Here is a 19,438-nt window from a genome sequence, read left to right as displayed (position 1 = left end):
GGCCCCGCGGCGCGGGGCCCGCGGCACGTCAGCGGTAGAAGCCCTCGCGCAGGTTGATGCCGTGCTCGACCCACGCCTTGAGCGCGGCGAGCATGCCGGTCCAGCCCTCGCAGTTGCCGAACGCGTTCGTCGCGCCGCCCGGGGTGAGGGCCCAGGACGACTCCGTGATGGTGACGAGGGTGCGGGTGTCGCCGTCGAGCGGCTCGAGCTCGAACGTCGTCGTGGTCGACCCCGACCCGTCGGCGGTGTCCGCCCCCTCCCACCGGATGACGATGCGGCGCGGCGCGTCGGCCTCGACCACCGTGACGGGGAAGCGGCCCGGGAAGTCGGCGAAGTCCCAGGACACGTCGGCCCCGGGCTCCAGGCGCCCGCGGGCGCCGCCGGTCGCGAAGTAGCGGGAGAGCTGGTCGGGGTCCGCGATGGCCTCGTAGACGTCACGGCAGGGGCGCGAGACGCGGCCCGAGACCGTGAAGGTGAGCTCGGAGAGTGCCTGCTTCTCGTTCATGTTGTATTTTTATCACATGAACTCGACGACGCCCAGGGGTGGGGACGGCGCCCAGGACGACGACCTCGTGTTCAAGGCCCTCGCCGCCCCGGTGCGACGGCGCATGCTCGACGCGCTCAAGGAGTCGACCCGCACCACCGGCGAGCTGTGCGCGCTGTTCCCCGAGCTCGACCGCACCACCGTGCTGCAGCACCTGCGCGTGCTCGAGCGGGCGGAGCTCGTCACCGGCCGCAAGGTCGGCCGCGAGCGCCACCTCGCTCTCGCGCCGCTGCCCATCAAGCGCCTCCACGACCGGTGGATCGGCGAGTACGCCCGCGCCGCCGTCGACCTGCTCGGGCGGCTGGACGACGACGCCTGACCGACGGCGCCTCAGGTGCCGGCGGGCAGGACCAGCGCCGCGGAGCCGACGACCCCGACGACGGCCGAGGCGACCGCCCCGGCCCCCTCGCGGACCGGGCTTCCCCGCCACCACGACGTCGCCAGCTCGTGCATCCGGGTGTCCGCCTCACGGCGGCGCTCGCGTGGGACGCGCGGCCGGAGCCAGCCGGAGCCCTCGGCGAGCGTGAGGAGCGCGGCGGTGCGGTCGCCGGGCACGGCACCGTCGAGCAGGACGCCGTGCACGCGACGACGCAGGGCGGTGACCACCGGCCCGTCCACCGTGCGCCACCGGGTGCTCCGGAGCACGCCCCAGACGGCCCGGTCCTCGCGCCGGAGCAGGGCCTGGGCGACGAGGCCGTCGAGCAGCGGCCGCTCGACGCGGCGCGCCAGGACGTCGACGAGCTCCGGCGCACGACGGGGCGCCGCGGCCGCGAGGTCGAGGACCTCGTCGAGCTGGCGACGCCCCGTCGGCGTGCGGTCGAGGACGACGACCTGCTCGTCGCCGCCCGGCGCCGGGGGCAGGGAGATCCGGCCCGCGATCACCAGCTCGACGAGCAGCGCGCCGGCAAGCCGGTAGGGGGCGTCGTCGAACACCGACGGCCCGGTGCGCAGGTCGTCGTGGGCCAGGAGCAGCAGCTCTTCGGCGATGAGCACGTGGTCGGATCTCCCATCAAGCGCCTGGTCGTGGCCTCGCTGCCTACCAGTGCGCCGACTCTGCCACACCCGACCGCGCCTGCGGCACCCCCCACGGGTTACCGTCCTGCAACGGCGCGGGCAACGCTGCCTGCGGGGCGTCCTGGAACGTGACGCCGCGCAGGAACCGGCCGATGGCCGCGGTGCCCACGGAGGTCGCGTCGCTGGTCGTGGCCGGCCACGGGCCGCCGTGCTGCATCGCCGGCGTGACGGCGACGCCGGTGGGCCAGCCGTCGACGAGGACCCGCCCCGCGTGGCGGCCCAGAGTGGCCAGCAGCCCGGCCACCTCAGCACCTTCGTCCGGCCCGCGGTGCACGGTCGCGGTGAGCTCGCCGGGGAAGAGCTCGGCGACGACGGCCCCCAGGTCCGTCCCCTCCGGGTAGGTGACGAGCACGGCGAACGGCCCGAACACCTCCTCGAGCACCGTGTCGCGGTGCTGGCGAAGCGTGGCCAGGTCGGTCTCGACGAACGTCGGCGTCGCGCTCACGACGCCGTCCTCCCCCGTCCGCGCGGAGCCCTCGGCGAGGACGCCGACGCCGGGGGTGCCGAGGACGGCGGACCGCCCGGCGACGTATCCCGCGCCGACGCGCGGGTTGAGGAGGTCGTGCTCGGGCACCGCGGCGGCGGCCTCGGCGACGACCCCGCCGAGGCCGTGCCCCTCGGGCACCAGCAGGAACCCGGGCTTGGTGCACAGCTGGCCGGCAGAGCCGCTCACCGACCCGACCCAGGCGCGGGCGATCTCCGCACCGCGGTCCGCGAGGGCGGCGGGGCGCACCAGCACCGGGTTGAGGGAGCCGAGCTCGCCGTAGAACGGGATGGGGTCGGGTCGGGAGGCCGCGGCGTCGGCGAGCAGCCGACCCACGCGCGTGGAGCCGGTGAACGCGGCCGCCCGCACCGCGGGGTGCGCCAGCAGGTCGCGACCGGCGTCGTCGCCCTCGACCAGGGCGAACGTGCCGTCCGGCAGCCCGGCGCCGGCGAGCGCCTCGGTCATGAGGTCGGCGACCCGGCGGGACAGCTCGACATGCCCGGGATGCGCCTTGACGATCACGGGGCAGCCGGCGGCGAGCGCGGCAGCGGTGTCGCCGCCGGGCACGGAGAACGCGAAGGGGAAGTTGCTGGCCGCGAAGACGAGCACGGGCCCGACGGGCCACAGCGTGCGGCGCAGGTCGGGGCGCGGGCCGAGCACGAAGTCCGGGTCGGCGGCGTCGATCCGGACGTCGAGGTAGGCGCCGGCCTCGACCACCCGGCCGAAAAGGCGTAGCTGCACGCGCGTGCGCTTCAGCTCACCGCGCAGCCGCGCTTCGGCCAGCCGGGTCTCGGTCGCGGCGAGCGTGACCAGCTCGTCCTCGTGCGCGCCGAGCACGTCGGCGACGGCGCGCAGCGCGTCGGCCCGTGTCGATGGTGAGAGGTCGGCAAGGAGGGGCGCGGCCGCCGCCGCGGCGCGGGCAGCCGCCTCCGGCTGCGCGGGCGCTGTCGTCAGGGCTCCTGCGGGGGTCGTCATCGTCTGCACCTCAGAACTGGAAGCCGGTGGGGAACGGGTCGCTCGGGTCGAGCAGGTAGGTGCCCAGGCCGGTGACCCAGGCGCGTCCGGTGATGGTGGGCAGGACGGCGGGGATCCCGGCGACCTCGGTCTCCCCGACCAGCCGGCCCACGAAGCGCGAGCCGATGAAGGACTCGTTGACGAAGTCCGTGTCGAGCGCGAGCTCGCCGCGCGCCCACAGCTCCGCCATCCGGGCGGACGTGCCGGTGCCGCAGGGCGACCGGTCGAACCACCCGGGGTGGATGGCCATCGCGTGCCGGGAGTGCTCCGCGGTGGACCCCGGCGCGATGAACTCGACGTGGTGGCAGTGGTCCACGCCCGCGATCGTGGGGTGCGACGGCGGGGCCGTGACGTTGATCGCGTCCATGATCGCGAGCCCCGCGGCGAGGATGTCCTGCTGCCGGGCGCGGTCGAACGGCAGCTTCACGTCGTCGAGGTCGACCATGGCGTAGAAGTTGCCGCCGAACGCGAGCGAGTACGGGACGGTGCCGAGCCCCGGCACGTCGACCTCGTCGTCGAGCCGCACGACGAAGCTGGGCACGTTCTCGATCGTCACCGACTCGGCATGCCCGTCACGCACCTCGACCCGAGCGACGACCACCCCGGCCGGGGTGTCCAGCCGGATGGTGGTCGTCGGCTCGGTGACCGTCACCATGCCCGTCTCCACCAGCACGGTGGCGACGCCGATCGTGCCGTGCCCGCACATCGGCAGGCAGCCGGAGACCTCGATGTACACGACGCCCCAGTCGCAGTCGTCGCGCGTCGAGGGCTGCAGGATGGCGCCGCTCATCGCGGCGTGCCCCCGCGGCTCGTTGACGAGCAGCTTCCGCACGTCGTCGAGGTGCTCGATGAAGTGCAGCCGCTTGTCGTTCATCGTCGCACCCGGGATGACCCCCAGCCCGGACGTGACGACGCGGGTGGGCATCCCCTCGGTGTGCGAGTCGACGGCGGTGAAGGTGCGGGACGATCGCATGGTCGGCCTCTCTGGGACGGGCTTGGGTGACGGGCTCGGTGTGGGACGGGCTCAGCGCTGGGCGATGTACGCGAGGGCCTTCTCGGTGTCGGCCCGCACGGTGGCCTCCTGCTCCGGGGACAGCGGGCCGCGCGGCGGGCGGGTCTCGATGCCGAACGGGCGCCCCGCGATCTGCGTGGACAGCTTGATGGCCTGCACGAACTCGGTGCGCGAGTCCCAGCGGAACATGGCGACCACGTTCTCGTACAGGTCCCGCGCGTCGGTGATCTTCCCGGCCCGCACCAGCTCGTAGAGCTCGACCGCGACCTCGGGGATCGCGTTCGGGTAGCCGGCGAACCAGCCCGTCGCCCCCATGACCAGCGACTCGAACAGCAGGTCGTCGGCACCGGCGATGACGTCGATGTCGGCCACCTCGCGCAGCTCCGCGATCCGGCGCACGTCACCGGAGAACTCCTTGATGGCCACCACGTTCTCGAGCTGCGCCAGCTCGGCGACGAGGTCGGGCGTCAGGTCGACCTTGGTGTCGAACGGGTTGTTGTAGACCATGATCGGCAGGCCCACCTCGTTCACGCGGGCGTAGTGCTCGACGATCTCGCGCCGGTTGGCCCGGTAGATGGTCGGCGGCAGCAGCAGGACGGCGTCGGCGCCGTCCTCCTGGGCGAGCTCGGCCCAGTGCTGGGCCTGGTGCCAGCCCACGCCGTGCACGCCCGCGATGACGATGCCCCGGCCTGCGACGGCCTCGACGGCGGTCTGCACGACCTTGCGGCGCTCGTCGTCCGTGAGCGACGAGTACTCGCCGAGCGAGCCGTTGGGCCCCACGCCCCGGCAGCCGGCAGCCATGAGGTGGTCGACGTGCGCGGCGTAGCCGGCGTAGTCGACCGCGAGGCCGGCGGGCGCCGCGGCGTCGGGGGTGAACGGCAGCGTCGTCGCGACGACGACGCCGCCCAGGTCGATCTTCTGGGAGCTCATGCGATGTGTCCTCTCGGTTCACGCGCCTCCGGACTCGGGACGCGAGGGGTCGGTGTCGGGATACGGGATCAGGGTGGGGGTCGCGTCAGGGGGCGTCGACCGCCGGGTCGTCGGGCAGGGTGGCGAGGTCGCCGAGCCGGACGGGCACGACGATCGGCCGCCGGTCGGGCACCGCGGGCGCCGCCCCCGTGCCCTCGCGGGCCGCGGGCTCCGGGGCCCCGACGAGCTCCGCGACCGTGCGGCCGCAGATCCTCGCCTGGCAGGGGCCGAGCCCGGCGCGGCTGGTGAGGCGCACGGAGCGCAGGTCGGTCGAGGCGGTGGCGCAGGCGGCCGCGCGCAGGGCGCCGGCGTCGACCTCCTCGCAGCGACAGACGAGCGTGTCGTCGCGCAGCCACGACGTCCAGCCGCTGCGGATGCCGTGCGCGGCCTCGAGTCGGCGCGCGAAGTCGGCCGACCGGGCGCGACGGCGCACCGCACGGGCGAGCCCGCGGTCGTCGGGCTCCCCTGCCCCGGCGTGGTGCCCGGCCACCCAGCCCTCGGCGAGCGCGGCCTCGGCACCGCCGATGCCGGTCAGCTCGCCGGCGGCCCACACGCCCGGCGCTGACGTGCGCTGGCGGTCGTCCACGACGACGAAGCGGTCGGGAGAGATCGCGCACGCCGCCGCGACCGCTAGCTCGAGGCGGGGCGTGAACCCGTGCGAGACGCACACCGCGTCGGCCGCGATCGTCCGCTCGGTGCCCGGCACGGGCGACCACCGCGCGTCGACGCGCGCGACCGTCACCTCCTCGACCCGGCCGTCGCCGCGCGCCGCGACCACGGCCTCGCCGAGCCGGTACGCGACCCGGTGCCGAGCGAGCGCCGCGGCGTACCCGCCGAGCTCGCCGGTCTTGTGCGCCGCGCCCAGCAGCCCGGCCGGCCGCGCGCCCCAGCCGCGGACCAGCGTCGCGGGCGTCGCGGCCTCGTGCACCGACAGCACGCGCGCGCCGATGCGCAGCAGCGACGTGGCGACGGGCAGCAGGAACGGGCCCGCGCCGGCGACGACGACGCGGTCACCGACGGCCACGCGCTCGGCCTTGGCGAGGGCCTGCGCGGCCCCGGCCGTCGTGACGCCGGGCAGCTGCCAGCCGGGGAACGGGAGCGTCCGGTCGTGGGCCCCCGTGGCGAGCACGAGGGCGTCGGGGGTGAGGGTGAGGTGCTCGCGTCCCGCGGCGTCGGCGGGGCCGACGAGCACGCGCAGCCGCACGCCGTCGTCGAGCCGCTCGAGCGCCCACACCTGGGCGGACGTCAGCAGGGTGACCCGCGGGTGCGCGGCGACGACGTCGCGCAGCGCCACGAACGTGCCCCAGCCGTGGTGGAAGGAGGCCTCGTCGGGCGCCGTCCCGCCGCCCGGGAGCGCGCGGTGCCGCCAGAACTGACCGCCCACCTGGTCGGACGCGTCGAGCAGCGTCACGTCGGCGCCCGCCCGGGCGGCGGCGCGCGCGGCGGAGAGGCCCGCGGGCCCGGCCCCGACGACGACCACCGTGCGGCGGCTCACGACGTCACCTCGGCGCCCGTGCCCGGCAACGGGTCGTGCTGCGTCTCGACGACGTCCCCGTCGGCCGCGCGCCGCAGGCAGGCGCGCACGTCGCGGGCGCCGTTGACGGTGACGAGGCAGTCGAAGCACACCCCGATGCCGCAGAACACGCCGCGGGGGGCGCCGTCGACACTGGTGGTGCGCCACGACCGCCGCCGGGCGGCCAGCAGCATCCCCGCGATCGTCTGCCCCTCGGTGCCCGCGAACGGTTCGCCGTCGAGCGTGATGGTCAGCGGGCGTGGCCCGGCGTCCTGCCGGTGCGTGGTCATGAGGCCTCCCCTGTCTTCTCGGACGGCACGACGCTCTCGGAGAGCGAGTCGGCGGCGAGCACCGCCGGGCGGTCGACGCGGAACGGCGCGGGGTCGACCTCAGGCTCCGCACCCGTGTAGAGGTCGGCGAGCAGCTCGCCGCTGACGGGTCCCAGCCCGATCCCGGCGCCCTCGTGGCCGGACGCGACCCACAGGCCGGGGGTACGGGGGTCCGGGCCGACGATCGGCAGGTGGTCGGGGACGTAGGGGCGGAAGCCGAGGTAGGTCCGCATGACGCTCGCGTCGGCGAGGAACGGGAACAGCCGTACGGCGCGGGCGGCCATCTCGCGCAGCACGGCGGCACGCAGCCGGTCGTCGAAGCCGACCTGCTCGCGGCTCGACCCGATCAGCACCGTGCCGGCCGCGGTGGACTCGACCACGCTCGACGTCTGCAGCGCGGCGTCGCCGGACTGGGTGGCTCCGACGTAGTCGCCGTCGTAGACCTTGTGCCGCACGACGTGCGGCATCCGGGTCGTCACCAGCACCATCCCGCGACGCGGGCGCACAGGGAGCGCGACCCCGAGCCGCGCGGCGACGACACCTGACCACGGCCCCGCGGCCAGGACGACGGCACCGGCGGGTACGTCGCCGCCGGTGGTGCGGACGCCGACGAGCCGGTCCCCGTCGCGCAGCGCGCCCACCACCTCGGTGCCGGGGCGCACGCGCGCCCCGGCGCGGCGAGCGGACGCGAGCAGGGCCTCGGCCGCGGCGACGGGCTGCACCTGCGCGTCCTCGGGATACCAGACGGCGGCGCTCAGGCCGGGGTTGAGCGCGGGCTCGAGCTCGAGCGCGCGGGCGACGTCGAGCTCCCGCGCGTCCACGCCGGCGTCGCGCTGGCGGGCGGCGAACTCTCGCAGCGGCTGGGCACCCTCGGGGGTGGTCGCGGCGACGAGACCGCCCTTCGGGTCGTACTCGACGGCGGGGAATCGAGGGCCGAGCTCGTCGGACAGCTCCGCGACGAGGGTCGGCCAGCGCCGTGCCGCGTGCTGCGCGAGCTCCAGCTCGGGGCCGGGCTCCTTGTCGGAGACGAGCAGGTTGCCCTCCCCGTGGGCGGTGGTGCCCGACGCCGCGCCGCCGCGGTCGAGGACGGTCACGGCGAGCCCGCGCCGGGCGAGCGCGCGGGCGCACGCGGCGCCCACGATGCCCGCTCCCACGACCACGACGTCGTCGGTCATCGGCTGCTCCTTGAGTAGATGGCCAGTAATATGTCACATACCAAGACAGGTGAGGGGCCGGCCACGTCGCCGACCGTCGCAGGGTCAGTCGTCCTCGGGCCGCCCCGCCCACCAGCCGGTGGTGTGGCCGATGTGGCGGCGCATGAGGTCCCGCGCCCCGGCGGCGTCGCCGGCGGCGAGCAGGTCGAGCAGCTCGTGGTGCTCGGCCGCGGACTGCTCCAGGCGGTCGGTGGCGACCATCTGCGACAGGCCGAGCAGCCGTGCACGGCTGCGCAGGTCGGCCACCACGTCCACCAGCAGGGGGTTGCCCGCCAGGGTCGTGAGCCGCAGGTGGAAGTCGCGGTCCGCCTCGAGGTAGGTCACCAGGTCGCCCGAGCGGGCGCCGGTGACGATGGCCTCGGCCTGCTCGCGCAGGGCCGGCAGCGCGCCCTGCGGGAAGCGGCCCGCCAGCTTCTCCATCGCCGGCGGCTCGAGGAGCTGGCGCACCTCGGCGATGTGGCTCAGCATCTCCGGCGAGACCTCGGTGACCCGGAAGCCCTTGTTGCGCACCGCGGTGACGAACCCCCGCTTCTCGAGGTCCAGCATCGCCTCGCGCACCGGCGTCGCCGACACGGCGAAGCGCGCGGTGAGCGACGGCACCGACACCAGCGTGCCCGGGGCGAGGTCGCCCGAGACGATGGCCGCGGTGAGCGCTCGTGAGACGGTCTCGCGCAGGCTCACCGGCGCCTCGATGCGGCGGAACGACGCTACGGCTTCCGACATGAGCACTTCCTCACGGGCTGATCCGGGGGTGGTGGAGATCACAGTAGTGCATGATATGTTACCGCCCACATCGCCAGGCAGGTCAAGACGACCCGCCCGGCGACGGGCACAGGGACCGCGACCCGGCACCCCGCCCACCTGCAGGAACGGCGCGGTTCCGGGCATCTTCCCGGGGCGCGAGGACCCGCCGGACGCGACGACGCGGACGGCGGCAGCAGTACCGGACGACGAGGTCACGCCGGCTCGCCCGCTGGGCGACGTGGCCGTGCATGTGCAATGTGATATACCACCGAGGAGATTTTCGTGGCCATCACCCCGAACCTGGCTCCCGTCCCGACCCGCGCCCCCGCCGTCGCGACGACCGGCCGTGCCGGTGCCCCGCTCGGCACGGACCGCGTCCGCCTCACCGGCGGCCTGCTCCACGACTGGCAGCGGCGCAACCGCGTCGTCACCGTGCCGCACGTCGTGCGCGAGATCCGGCGGGCCGGGAACCTCGACAACTTCCGGCGCCTCCACGACCCGTCGGTCGGCGACTACCGCGGGCGCTACCCGTTCCTCGACACCGACGTCTACAAGACGCTCGAGGGGATCGCCTACGAGCTCGGCCGCGAGCCTGCCGACGCGAGCGAGGCCGCGGCCCTCGAGATGGCCCGCGACTTCTTCGAGGAGTCGGTTGCGCTGATCGAGCAGGCCCAGCGCGCCGACGGCTACCTCGGCACCTTCTACCAGTCGCCGCAGAGCCCCAAGGAACCCTGGCAGGACCTCTCCTGGGGGCACGAGATGTACAACCTCGGCCACCTCGCCCAGGCCGCCGTCGCGGCGTCCCGCCAGCTCGGCGACCGCCGCCTGCTCGACGTCGCCACGCGGTTCGCGGACCTCGTCGTGGAGCGCTACGGGCCCGACGGCGAGGCGGCGTACTGCGGCCACCCCGAGGTGGAGATGGCCCTCGTGGAGCTCGCCCGCGAGACGGGCGACCGCCGCTACCTGGAGCAGGCCCGGCTGTTCGTTGAGCGCCGCGGCGCCGGGACGCTCGCGCACACGATCTTCGCGGCGGACTACTTCCAGGACGCCGTACCCCTGCGCGAGCTGGAGTCCGTCACCGGGCACGCCGTGCGCATGGTCTACCTGGCCGCCGGCGCCACCGACGTCGCGCTCGAGACGCACGACGACGCGCTTCTCGCCCGTCTCGAGCACCTGTGGGACGACATGGTGGCGCGCAAGTCCTTCCTCACCGGCGGCGTCGGCTCCCGGCACTCCGACGAGGCGTTCGGCGACCGGTTCGAGCTCCCCGCCGAGCGCGCGTACGCCGAGACGTGCGCTGCGATCGGGACGGCGCAGTGGGGATGGCGCCTCTTCCTCGCCAGCGGCCGCGCCGACGTGCTGGACCACGTCGAGCGGGTGCTGCACAACGCGTACGCCGTCGGGCTGTCGGAGGACGGCGCCGCCTTCTTCTACGACAACCCGCTGCAGCGCCGCCCCGACCACGCGCAGCGCAGCGGCGCCGAGAAGGACGGCGAGCTGCTGCGCCGGGCCTGGTTCGGCTGCCCCTGCTGCCCGCCCAACGTGGTCCGCTGGAACTCGGAGCTCCAGGACCACCTGGCCGTGGCCGACGGCGACACCCTCACCGTCGCCCTGTACGCGAGCGCCGCGATCGACTCCCCCGCGCTGGACGTCGACGTGACGACCGACCTGCCGTGGGACGGCCGCGTCACGGTGCGGGTGCGTCGCGCCGCGGTCGGCGCGACGACGCTCGCGCTGCGCGTGCCCGCATGGGCCGACGGCGCCACCGCCACGGTGGACGGCGAGCCCGTCCCCGAGAGCCCGGCCGACGGCTGGCTCCGGCTGACCCGTGCCTGGGCACCCGGGCAGACGGTCGTGCTGGACCTGCCGATGCCGGTCCGCGCGGTCACCGCGCACCCGCACCTCGACGCCGCCCGCGGCAGCGCCGCCGTCCTGCGCGGGCCCCTCGTGTACTGCGTCGAGCAGCAGGACTCCCCCGCCCCTGTGGACGACCTCCTCCTCGCGGCCGACGACGTGGCCCGCCTGACGGTCGACGACGCCCACCCGTGGCACGTGCTGCGCGGCGACCTCGCCGTCGCGCCCCCGACGGGCGACGACCCGTATCCCCCGCTGGGCGTCCCGGCGCCCACCACGCACCGCGCGCCGGTGGCCTTCGTGCCCTACGCGCTCTGGGGCAATCGCGAGGCGGGCGCCATGCGCGTCTTCCTCCGGCAGTCCTGACCGCACCACCGCACTCCCCGACCGACCCGTCGCACCATCCCCACCCTGGGAGGTTTTCCATGACACGACGAGTGACCAGACCAGCCCTCCGTGCCGCAGCGTTCGGCGTCGCGGCCCTCCTCGCGCTCGGCGCGTGCTCCTCCGGGGGCGGCGGAGGCGGCGGCTCGACGGCGAGCACCGGCGCCGGCTACGAGGGCGAGCCCGCCGAGGGCGGCGTCGTGCAGGTGCTGCAGAACGCCGACTTCTCGTACCTCGACCCGGCCAAGGGCTGGGACGGGGGCGTGAACAACTTCTACCGGCTCGTGTACCGCACGCTCACGACGCCGGCGTCGGGCAGCGCCGAGGACCCGAACGAGATCGTGCCCGACCTCGCCACGGACACCGGCACGGTGTCGGACGACGGCCTCACCTGGACGTTCACGCTCAAGGACGGTCTGAAGTTCGACGACGGCTCGCCCATCACGTCGGCCGAGGTGAAGTTCGGCGTCTCCCGCGCCTGGGACCCGGAGATCGGCATCGGCTCGCCGTACGCCAAGCAGGTCATCGACGCGCCCGCCGACTACCAGGGCCCGTACCGCTCCGGGGACCTGCCGACGATCGAGACGCCCGACGAGAAGACGATCGTCTTCCACCTCAAGGCGCCGTTCCCCGACTTCCCGGCGGTGGCGTCCCAGCCCAACTTCGCGCCGTTCCCCGTGGGCTCCGGCGCCGGCGACGAGTTCCTCAACGACATCGTCGCGTCCGGCCCCTACACGCTCGACGAGTACACGCCCGGCAGCGTCATCAAGCTCGTGCGCAACGAGAACTGGGACGCGTCGACGGACGAGGTGCGCACCGCCAAGCCGGACGGCTGGAACTTCCAGCTCGGCCTCGACCCGGCCACCATCGACGAGCGCCTCCTCGCCGGCCAGGGCACCGACGTCAACGCCATCGGCGGCAACCTGCAGCCCGCGACGCTCGCCCGTCTGCAGGACCCGAGGTACAAGGACCGGCTCGTCGACTGGCCGGGCGTCTGCACCACGTACATGGGTCTGAACACGACCAAGAAGCCGCTCGACGACGTCAAGGTGCGCCAAGCGATCTCGTACGCGGTGGACAAGGCGGCCGTGCAGAACGGCACCGGCGGCACGATGCTCGCCGACATCGCCAGCACGACGATCCCCGAGTCGGTCGCCGGCCACAAGGACTTCGACCTCTACCCCAGCGAGGGGAGCACCGGCGACGTCGAGAAGGCCAAGGAGCTGCTGGCCGAGGCCGGCTACCCCGACGGGTTCGAGATGACGCTCGACATGCGCACGCAGCCCAAGCTGCAGGCGCAGGCCGAGGCCGTGCAGCAGTCGCTGTCCCGCGTGGGCATCAAGGTCACCTTCAACCCGATCGACACCTCGAAGTTCTACGAGACGATCGGCACGCCCAAGCTGCAGAACGACGCCGCGATCACCGGCTGGTGCCCGGACTGGGCGTCGTCGGCCAGCACCGTCATCCCGCCGCTGTTCGACGGCCGCCGCATCACCGACAAGGGCAACTCGAACCTCGCCCAGATCGACGACCCGGCGATCAACTCCGCCATCGACGAGGCGCTCGCCATCACCGACCCGGTCGCGGCGAACGAGGCGTGGGGCAACCTCGACGAGCAGGTCCTCACCGAGGCACCGATCGTGCCGCTGCTGGTGGAGAAGGTCGTGCTCCTGCCCGGCGAGAACGTCACCGGGGTGTACTCCAGCCCCGGCGTCGCGACCGGCGGTCTGGACTACACCGGCGTCGGGCTCAAGGACCCGAGCAAGGGCTGATGCCATGACCCTCAGCATGACCACGCTCGAGGCAGAGACCGGGGGCGCGCCGTCCGTCGGCGACGCGCCCCCGGCGCCCCGGCAGGGCGTCTGGCACCACCTGCTCCGCAGCCGCGGGGCGGTGCTCGCCCTGTCGTACATCGCGCTCGTCGCCCTCCTGGCCGTCGCCGCGCCGCTCGTCGTCAAGCTCTCCGGCTGGGGCCCGTACGAGTTCGACCAGACCGCCATCGACCCCAACCTCGGCGGCCTGCCGATCGGCCCCCTCGGCGGGATCAGCGCCGAGCACTGGTTCGGCGTCGAGCCCGGCACGGGTCGCGACCTGTTCGCACGCATCGTCTACGGGGCGCGCACGTCCATGCTCATCGCGCTGGCCGCCACCACCCTCACCACCCTGCTCGGTGTCCTGTTCGGGCTCCTCGCCGGGTACCACGGTGGCAAGGTCGACCAGGTCGTGTCGCGCGTCATGGACTTCCTCATGGCCTTCCCCGCCCTGATCTTCATGATCGCGATCCTGTCGGCGCTCCCCGCGAGCAACCGCGCGCCGCTGCTGGTGCTGGTCATCTCGGTGTTCGGGTGGCCCTATCTGGCCCGCGTCGTGCGGGGGCAGACGATGACGATCACGCAGCGCGAGTTCGTCGAGGCGGCCCGGGCCTCCGGAGCGTCGGGCTGGCGGATCGTGCTGCTGGAGATCCTGCCGAACCTGCGCTCCACGATCATCGTGATGACGACGCTCGCCGTCCCCGGGTACATCGGTACCGAGGCGGGGCTGAGCTTCCTCGGGGTGGGCGTGGTCCCGCCGACCCCGTCCTGGGGGCAGATGATCGCGCAGTCGATGAGCTGGTACGCCGTCGACCCCATGTACTTCCTGATCCCCGGAACCTTCCTGTTCCTGCTCGTGCTGTCCTTCACGGTCCTCGGCGACCGGCTCAAGGACGTCGTCGACGCGGGGGAGAGGCGCTGATGGTCCGCTTTCTCGTGACGAGGCTCGCCGGCATGGTGGGCGTGCTGTTCCTCGTCGTCCTGTTCACGTACGCGATCTTCTTCGCGCTCTCCCCCGACCCCGCGGTGCAGATCTGCGGCAAGAACTGCACGCCCGAGCTGATCGACCAGATCCGGAACAACCTCGGGCTGGACCGGCCGTTCTACGAGCAGTTCCTCGGCTTCCTGTCCGGACTGTTCGTCGGCACCACGTACGGCACCGGTGCGAACGCGATCGACTGCGCGGCGCCCTGCCTGGGCTACTCCTTCCAGACCGGGCAGCCGGTGCTCGAGATGTTCGAGCAGCGCTTCGGCGTCTCGGCCACGCTCGCGGTGGGCGCCGCGGTGCTGTGGCTGCTCATGGGCGTCTCGGGCGGCATGATCGCCGCGATCAAGAAAGGCACCTGGTTCGACCGTGCCGCGACCGGCGCGGCGCTGGGCGGCGTCTCCATCCCCAACTACGTGCTCGCCCTGGTGCTGCAGTACGTGCTGGTGGTCAAGCTCGGGTGGCTGCCGTTCCCCCAGGCGGTGCCGTTCGCCGCCGACCCGGGCCAGTGGTTCCTCAACTTCGTCATGCCCTGGCTGGTGCTCGCCTTCACCTACGCGTCGATGTACCAGCGGCTCACCCGGGCGAACGTGTTCGACACGCTGGACGAGAACTTCGTCCGCACCGCGCGCGCCAAGGGGCTCGCCCCGCGGCTCGTGTGGCGACGGCACGCGCTGCGGCCGGCGCTGACCCCGGTCGTGACGCTGTTCGGCATGGACTTCGCCGGGCTGCTGGGCGGCGCGATCATCATCGAGACCGTCTTCGGCCTCAACGGCATCGGGAAGATGGCGTCCGACTCCATCACCAAGAACGACCAGCCGGTCATCATGGGCGTCACGCTCGTCGCGGCCTTCCTGGTCATCGTCGGGAACGTGATCGTGGACATCGTCTACACGACGATCGACCCGCGCGTCCGGATCGGAGCGAGGGCATGAGGGGGCAGGCATGAGCACGCTGCTCGAGGTCGAGGACCTCACCATCACCTTCCGGACGGCGCACGGGCCGGTCGACGTCGTGGACGGGCTCTCGTTCACGCTGGAGCAGGGCGCGTCGCTGGGGATCGTCGGCGAGTCGGGCTCCGGCAAGTCGATGACGTCGCTGGCCGTCATGGGCCTGCTGCCGCCGACGGCCAGCCTGCGCGGTCGGGTGTCCCTGGACGGCACCGAGCTCACGGCGCTGCCCGAGTCGAAGGTGCGGCGCCTGCGAGGCGACCGCATGGCGATGATCTTCCAGGACCCGCTGTCGTCGCTGAACCCGTACTACACCGTGGGGATGCAGATCGAGGAGGCCTACCGGGCGCACCGCCCGGGGGTCACCCGGCGGCAGGCGCACCGGGTCGCGGTCGAGGCGATGGAGCGCGTGCACATCGCCGACGCCGCGCGGCGGGTGGACCACTACCCGCACCAGTTCTCCGGCGGGATGCGCCAGCGCGTGATGATCGCGATGGCGCTCTCCACCGAGCCGGACCTGCTCATCGCCGACGAGCCCACCACCGCGCTCGACGTCACCGTGCAGGCCCAGATCCTCGACCTGCTCCAGGAGGTCCGACGGGAGACCGGGACCGCGCTGATCCTCATCTCCCACGACCTCGCCGTCGTGTCCGAGATCGCCGAGGACGTCGTCGTCATGCGACACGGCGTCGCGGTGGAGCAGGCCCCCGCCGAGCAGCTGTTCTCCGACCCGCAGCATCCCTACACGCGGGCACTGCTCGACGCCGTCCCCCGGATCGACGACGAGATCGGCGAGCTGCGCAGCATCGACAGCGCCGCCGGCGTGGGAGGGAAGCCATGAGTACCACCAGCACCGGACAGAGCGCCGTCGCCCCCGCGAGCGCCCCGGCGGGCTCGACGTCGCACGCGTCCGAGCCGCTGCTGCGCGCCACCGACCTGGTCAAGGAGTTCGCGGTGCCCGGCACCGGCGGGCTGCTGGGCCGGGCGGACACGTTCCGGGCGGTGGACGGCGTGAGCCTCGAGGTGCGCCCCCGGGAGACGCTGGCGCTGGTCGGCGAGTCCGGGTCCGGCAAGTCGACGACGGCGCGGATCGTCGCGCGGCTGACGGACGCGACGTCGGGCGAGGTCGTCCTCGACGGCGAGCCGGTGACGCGAGCCAAGGGCGACCGCCTGCGGCGGTTCCGCAGCGACGTGCAGGTGGTGTTCCAGGACCCGTACTCGTCGCTCAACCCCCGGCACACGGTGGAGCGCATCGTCACCGCGCCGCTGCTCTACCAGGGGCGCGAGGTGCCCGGCGGCACGCGGGCGTTCACCCAGCAGCTCATGGAGCGCGTGGGCCTCGACCCCGACCACCACCGCCGCTACCCGTCCCAGTTCTCCGGCGGCCAGGCGCAGCGCATCGGCATCGCCCGCGCGCTCGCCGTGTCGCCGCGGCTGGTGGTCTGCGACGAGGCGGTCTCTGCGCTGGACGTGTCCGTGCAGGCGCAGATCATCAACCTGCTGCGCCGGCTGCAGCGCGAGGAGGGGTTCAGCTACCTCTTCATCGCGCACGACCTCGCCGTGGTGCGGCAGATCGCCGACCGCGTCGCCGTGATGTCGAAGGGCCGCATCGTCGAGCAGGGCGAGCGGGACGCCGTCTTCGACGACCCGCAGCACGAGTACACCCGGACCCTGCTGGCCGCCGTGCCGCGCATCCGCCCCGAGTGGGAACGGGCGCGGCGCGAGGCGGCGGAGGCGCGGGCCGCGACGGCCACGCCTGACCGCGAGACAGAGGCCGCTGCCACCGAGGAGGAGACGACCGCGTGACCACCTATCACCTGCCGGGGCTGCACGTCACGGAGCGCGCGACGGCGGTCCCCCTCGACCACGCCCGGCCCGACGGCGAGCAGATCGACGTCTTCTGGCGCGAGCTGGTCGACCCGGATCGCCGCGGCGACGACCTGCCCCTCATGGTCTACCTGCAGGGCGGGCCGGGCGGCGCGTCGCCCCGTCCCCTGAAGCGCGACGGCTGGCTCGACGAGGCCCTGACGACGTACCGCGTGATCCTGCCGGACCAGCGCGGCACCGGACGCAGCACGCCGCTGGACGGCGAGGCGGTCGCGGCGCGCGGGGACGCCGTCGCGGGGGCGGACTACCTCGCGTGCTTCCGGGCGGACTCGATCGTGGCCGACCTGGAGCACGTGCGCCGCACCCACTACGACGGCCGCCGGTGGGCGAGCCTGGGCCAGTCCTTCGGCGGCTGGATCACGCTCGCCTACCTCTCGACCGCGCCGGAGGGGCTGTCGGCCTGCTACGTGACGGGCGGCATCCCGGGCACGCCGGCGAGCGCCGACGAGGTGTACCGGCGCACGTTCGCGCGCGCCGAGGCCAAGACGCGCCGCTTCTACGACCTGTACCCGCAGGACGTCGACGCGGTGGCCGCGATCGCCGACCGGCTCGCCGAGGGCGACGTGCGTCTGCCCGACGGCGACGTGCTCACCGTGCACCGGTTCCAGTCCTTGGGCATCGACCTGGGGATGAAGCCCGGGTCGGAGCGCCTGCACTGGCTCGTGGACGAGGCGTTCGTGCGCCCCGGCCGGCTGTCGCACGCGTTCCTGGAGCAGGTGCTGGTGCGCTCGTCGTCGGCGTCGAACCCCCTGTTCTGGACGCTGCAGGAGTCCATCTACGGCGACGGCGCGAACGGCCCGACGGCGTGGGCCGCCCAGCGCGCCCGCGACGAGCGGCCGCAGTTCGGGCCCGACGAGCGACCGCTGCTGCTCACCGGCGAGATGGCGTTCCCGTGGATGTTCGACGAGGTGCGGCTGCTGAGGCCCTTCGCACCGGCCGTGCACGAGCTCGCGGCGCGCACGGAGTGGAGCTCGCTGTACGACGTCGAGCGCCTCGCCGCGAACGACGTGCCGCTGGCCGCGGCGGTCTACTTCGACGACATGTACGTGGACGCGGGCCTGCAGCTCGACACCCTGTCCAGGCTGGGCAGCTCGCACGCCTGGGTGACCAACGAGTACGAGCACGACGGTCTCGGCGACCCCCGGGTGCTGCGGCGCCTGCGGGAGCTCGTCCGGGACGCGGGAGGAGAACGACGATGACGCAGGCCCACGAGCACCTCCACCGCCCGCCGCACGCGGGCACGCGTCCGCCGCGGCTCACCGAGGTCTCGGCGTTCGGCGCGATGATCGCCGACGGCTGGTCCTCCGACGTCGTCCCCGCACGGGTGCCCGACGGCGCGGCCGAGGCCGCCGCCGCCCACCGCGCACTGCTGGCCGAGCGGCTCGGCGGGCGCACCGTCGTCATCGGGGCGGGCCGCGCTCCGGTGCGCAGCAACGACACGTCGTACGACTTCCGCGCCGACAGCGACTTCGTGTGGCTGACCGGCTGCCAGGTCGAGGACGGCGTTGTCGTGCTGCACGGCGCCGACGCCGTGCTCTACCTGCCGCCGCCCGCCCGGCCGGGCGACCCCGCGTTCTTCTCCGACGCGATGCACGGCGAGCTGTGGGTGGGCGCCTCTCCGGGGCTCGGCGAGTGGGAGCGGGCGCTGGGCGTCCCCGTGCGCCCGCTCGCGGAGCTCGACGACGCGCTGGCGCACGGCTCCGGCTGGTGGTCCGGGCGCGCGGTACCGGCGGACGTCGTCGCCCGGCACGGGCTCGAGCCGTCCGCGGAGCTCGCCCGCGCCTGCTCCGACCTGCGCATGGTCAAGGACGCCTGGGAGGTGGCGCAGCTGCGCGCCGCCGTCGACCACACGGTGACCGGTTTCGAGGCCGTCGTCCGGGAGATCCCGGCGGCGGTGCGGTCCGGCGGCGAGCGCTGGCTGCAGGGCACGTTCGACCGGCACGCCCGCACCACCGGCAACGGGCCCGGCTACGCCACGATCGTGGGCAGCGGCCCGCACGCCCCCACCCTGCACTGGGTGCGCTGCGACGGCCCCGTGCTCCCCGACGCGGCCCTGCTGCTCGACATGGGTGTCGAGGAGAACACGCTCTACACGGCCGACGTGACCCCCGCACCGTGCCGCCGTCGGGCCGGTTCACCGACACGCAGCGGGCCGTGCACGACCTGGTGGAGAAGAGCCACCGCGCCGGCATGGCGCACGTCCGTCCCGGCGTGAACTACCTCGACTTCCACTTCGCTGCCATGGAGGTGCTGGCCCAGGGCCTGCGCGACTGGGGCCTGCTGCCCGTCTCCGTCGACGAGGCGCTGTCGCCGCAGGGCCAGCAGCACCGCCGCTGGCTCGTGTGCGGCATCGGCCACCACCTGGGCCTCGACGTGCACGACTGCGCGCACAGCGACTGGCAGGACTACATGGGCGCCGACCTCGAGCCGGGCGTCGTCATGACCGTCGAGCCGGGGCTGTACTTCCACGCCCACGACCTCACCGTGCCGCCGGAGCTGCGCGGCGTCGGCGTGCGGCTGGAGGACGACCTGCTCGTCACCCCGGACGGTCACGAGGTGCTGTCCGACGCCCTGCCCATCGACGCCGCGGGCGTCGAGGCCTGGACGACACGACTCCTGTAGTACCCGTCGACGACGAAGGGAACACTGGTGTGAAGACCATCCGAGACC

19 protein-coding genes are annotated in these 19,438 nt (G+C 73.9%); 10 read left to right on the top strand and 9 right to left on the bottom strand.

Annotated elements, in window-relative coordinates; genetic code table 11:
• Window positions 1-28 precede the first annotated feature (28 nt).
• Window positions 29-505, bottom strand: a complete 477-nt coding sequence (locus tag ACFUVW_RS10605) for an SRPBCC domain-containing protein (RefSeq protein ID WP_430571290.1) — start codon at window positions 503-505, stop codon at window positions 29-31.
• 16 nt (window positions 506-521) lie between these two features.
• Between ACFUVW_RS10605 and ACFUVW_RS10600 the strand changes: the two genes are divergently transcribed.
• Window positions 522-863, top strand: a complete 342-nt coding sequence (locus ACFUVW_RS10600) for an ArsR/SmtB family transcription factor (RefSeq protein WP_430571289.1) — start codon at window positions 522-524, stop codon at window positions 861-863.
• An 11-nt stretch (window positions 864-874) separates the two neighbouring features.
• On the opposite strand, the gene ACFUVW_RS10595 is transcribed toward ACFUVW_RS10600, so the two are convergent.
• The 8 genes from ACFUVW_RS10595 to ACFUVW_RS10560 form a co-directional block, all read right to left on the bottom strand.
• On the bottom strand, window positions 875-1,537 hold the full coding sequence (locus tag ACFUVW_RS10595; protein ID WP_430571288.1) for a GPP34 family phosphoprotein: 663 nt from the start codon (window positions 1,535-1,537) through the stop codon (window positions 875-877).
• Between the two features lie 43 nt (window positions 1,538-1,580).
• The gene (locus ACFUVW_RS10590; RefSeq protein WP_430571287.1) at window positions 1,581-3,077 is read right to left on the bottom strand and encodes an aldehyde dehydrogenase (NADP(+)); all 1,497 of its coding nucleotides are present in this window, start codon (window positions 3,075-3,077) and stop codon (window positions 1,581-1,583) included.
• A 10-nt stretch (window positions 3,078-3,087) separates the two neighbouring features.
• The gene (locus ACFUVW_RS10585) at window positions 3,088-4,089 is read right to left on the bottom strand and encodes a proline racemase family protein (RefSeq protein WP_430571286.1); all 1,002 of its coding nucleotides are present in this window, start codon (window positions 4,087-4,089) and stop codon (window positions 3,088-3,090) included.
• A 51-nt stretch (window positions 4,090-4,140) separates the two neighbouring features.
• The gene (locus ACFUVW_RS10580; RefSeq protein ID WP_430571285.1) at window positions 4,141-5,058 is read right to left on the bottom strand and encodes a dihydrodipicolinate synthase family protein; all 918 of its coding nucleotides are present in this window, start codon (window positions 5,056-5,058) and stop codon (window positions 4,141-4,143) included.
• Between the two features lie 85 nt (window positions 5,059-5,143).
• Complete coding sequence (locus ACFUVW_RS10575; protein ID WP_430571284.1) at window positions 5,144-6,592, bottom strand: FAD-dependent oxidoreductase; 1,449 nt, start codon at window positions 6,590-6,592, stop codon at window positions 5,144-5,146.
• Entirely contained in the window at window positions 6,589-6,900 is a 312-nt protein-coding gene (locus ACFUVW_RS10570; RefSeq protein ID WP_430571283.1) for a (2Fe-2S)-binding protein, read from the bottom strand. Before ACFUVW_RS10570 ends, ACFUVW_RS10575 begins: the two co-directional genes overlap by 4 nt.
• Window positions 6,897-8,114, bottom strand: a complete 1,218-nt coding sequence (locus tag ACFUVW_RS10565; protein ID WP_430571282.1) for an NAD(P)/FAD-dependent oxidoreductase — start codon at window positions 8,112-8,114, stop codon at window positions 6,897-6,899. The genes ACFUVW_RS10570 and ACFUVW_RS10565 overlap by 4 nt, the downstream gene beginning before the upstream one ends.
• An 84-nt stretch (window positions 8,115-8,198) precedes the next feature.
• Window positions 8,199-8,876 (bottom strand): GntR family transcriptional regulator, encoded by a 678-nt coding sequence (locus ACFUVW_RS10560; protein ID WP_430571281.1) that lies wholly within the window; start codon window positions 8,874-8,876, stop codon window positions 8,199-8,201.
• Window positions 8,877-9,179: 303 nt separating this feature from the next.
• On the opposite strand from ACFUVW_RS10560, the gene ACFUVW_RS10555 reads away from it, so the two are divergent.
• The 9 genes from ACFUVW_RS10555 (at window position 9,180) to ACFUVW_RS10515 (ending at window position 19,390) form a co-directional block, all read left to right on the top strand.
• A complete protein-coding gene (locus tag ACFUVW_RS10555; protein WP_430571280.1) occupies window positions 9,180-11,117 on the top strand; it encodes a glycoside hydrolase family 127 protein in 1,938 nt (645 codons plus the stop codon).
• A 71-nt stretch (window positions 11,118-11,188) separates the two neighbouring features.
• Window positions 11,189-12,907 carry an ABC transporter substrate-binding protein gene (locus tag ACFUVW_RS10550; RefSeq protein WP_430571279.1) on the top strand — a complete coding sequence of 573 codons (1,719 nt, stop codon included), beginning with the start codon at window positions 11,189-11,191 and terminating at the stop codon, window positions 12,905-12,907.
• Between the two features lie 4 nt (window positions 12,908-12,911).
• Complete coding sequence (locus ACFUVW_RS10545) at window positions 12,912-13,868, top strand: ABC transporter permease (RefSeq protein WP_430571278.1); 957 nt, start codon at window positions 12,912-12,914, stop codon at window positions 13,866-13,868.
• Window positions 13,868-14,866, top strand: coding sequence for an ABC transporter permease (locus ACFUVW_RS10540; RefSeq protein WP_430571277.1), 999 nt, complete (start codon window positions 13,868-13,870; stop codon window positions 14,864-14,866). Before ACFUVW_RS10545 ends, ACFUVW_RS10540 begins: the two co-directional genes overlap by 1 nt.
• A gap of 10 nt (window positions 14,867-14,876) precedes the next feature.
• Complete coding sequence (locus ACFUVW_RS10535; RefSeq protein ID WP_430571276.1) at window positions 14,877-15,722, top strand: ABC transporter ATP-binding protein; 846 nt, start codon at window positions 14,877-14,879, stop codon at window positions 15,720-15,722.
• Window positions 15,719-16,687: an ATP-binding cassette domain-containing protein gene (locus tag ACFUVW_RS10530; RefSeq protein ID WP_430571275.1), complete on the top strand. Its 969-nt coding sequence runs from the start codon at window positions 15,719-15,721 to the stop codon at window positions 16,685-16,687. Before ACFUVW_RS10535 ends, ACFUVW_RS10530 begins: the two co-directional genes overlap by 4 nt.
• Entirely contained in the window at window positions 16,684-17,967 is a 1,284-nt protein-coding gene (locus ACFUVW_RS10525) for an alpha/beta fold hydrolase (RefSeq protein WP_430571274.1), read from the top strand. The genes ACFUVW_RS10530 and ACFUVW_RS10525 overlap by 4 nt, the downstream gene beginning before the upstream one ends.
• Window positions 17,964-18,983: an aminopeptidase P N-terminal domain-containing protein gene (locus ACFUVW_RS10520; protein ID WP_430571273.1), complete on the top strand. Its 1,020-nt coding sequence runs from the start codon at window positions 17,964-17,966 to the stop codon at window positions 18,981-18,983. The genes ACFUVW_RS10525 and ACFUVW_RS10520 overlap by 4 nt, the downstream gene beginning before the upstream one ends.
• Window positions 18,884-19,390: a M24 family metallopeptidase gene (locus ACFUVW_RS10515; protein ID WP_430571272.1), complete on the top strand. Its 507-nt coding sequence runs from the start codon at window positions 18,884-18,886 to the stop codon at window positions 19,388-19,390. Before ACFUVW_RS10520 ends, ACFUVW_RS10515 begins: the two co-directional genes overlap by 100 nt.
• Window positions 19,391-19,438 lie beyond the last annotated feature (48 nt).

It is taken from the genome of Isoptericola sp. NPDC057391, assembly GCF_042668085.1.
Classification (GTDB): domain Bacteria; phylum Actinomycetota; class Actinomycetes; order Actinomycetales; family Cellulomonadaceae; genus Isoptericola.
This window is presented reverse-complemented; position numbering and strand designations above follow the sequence as displayed.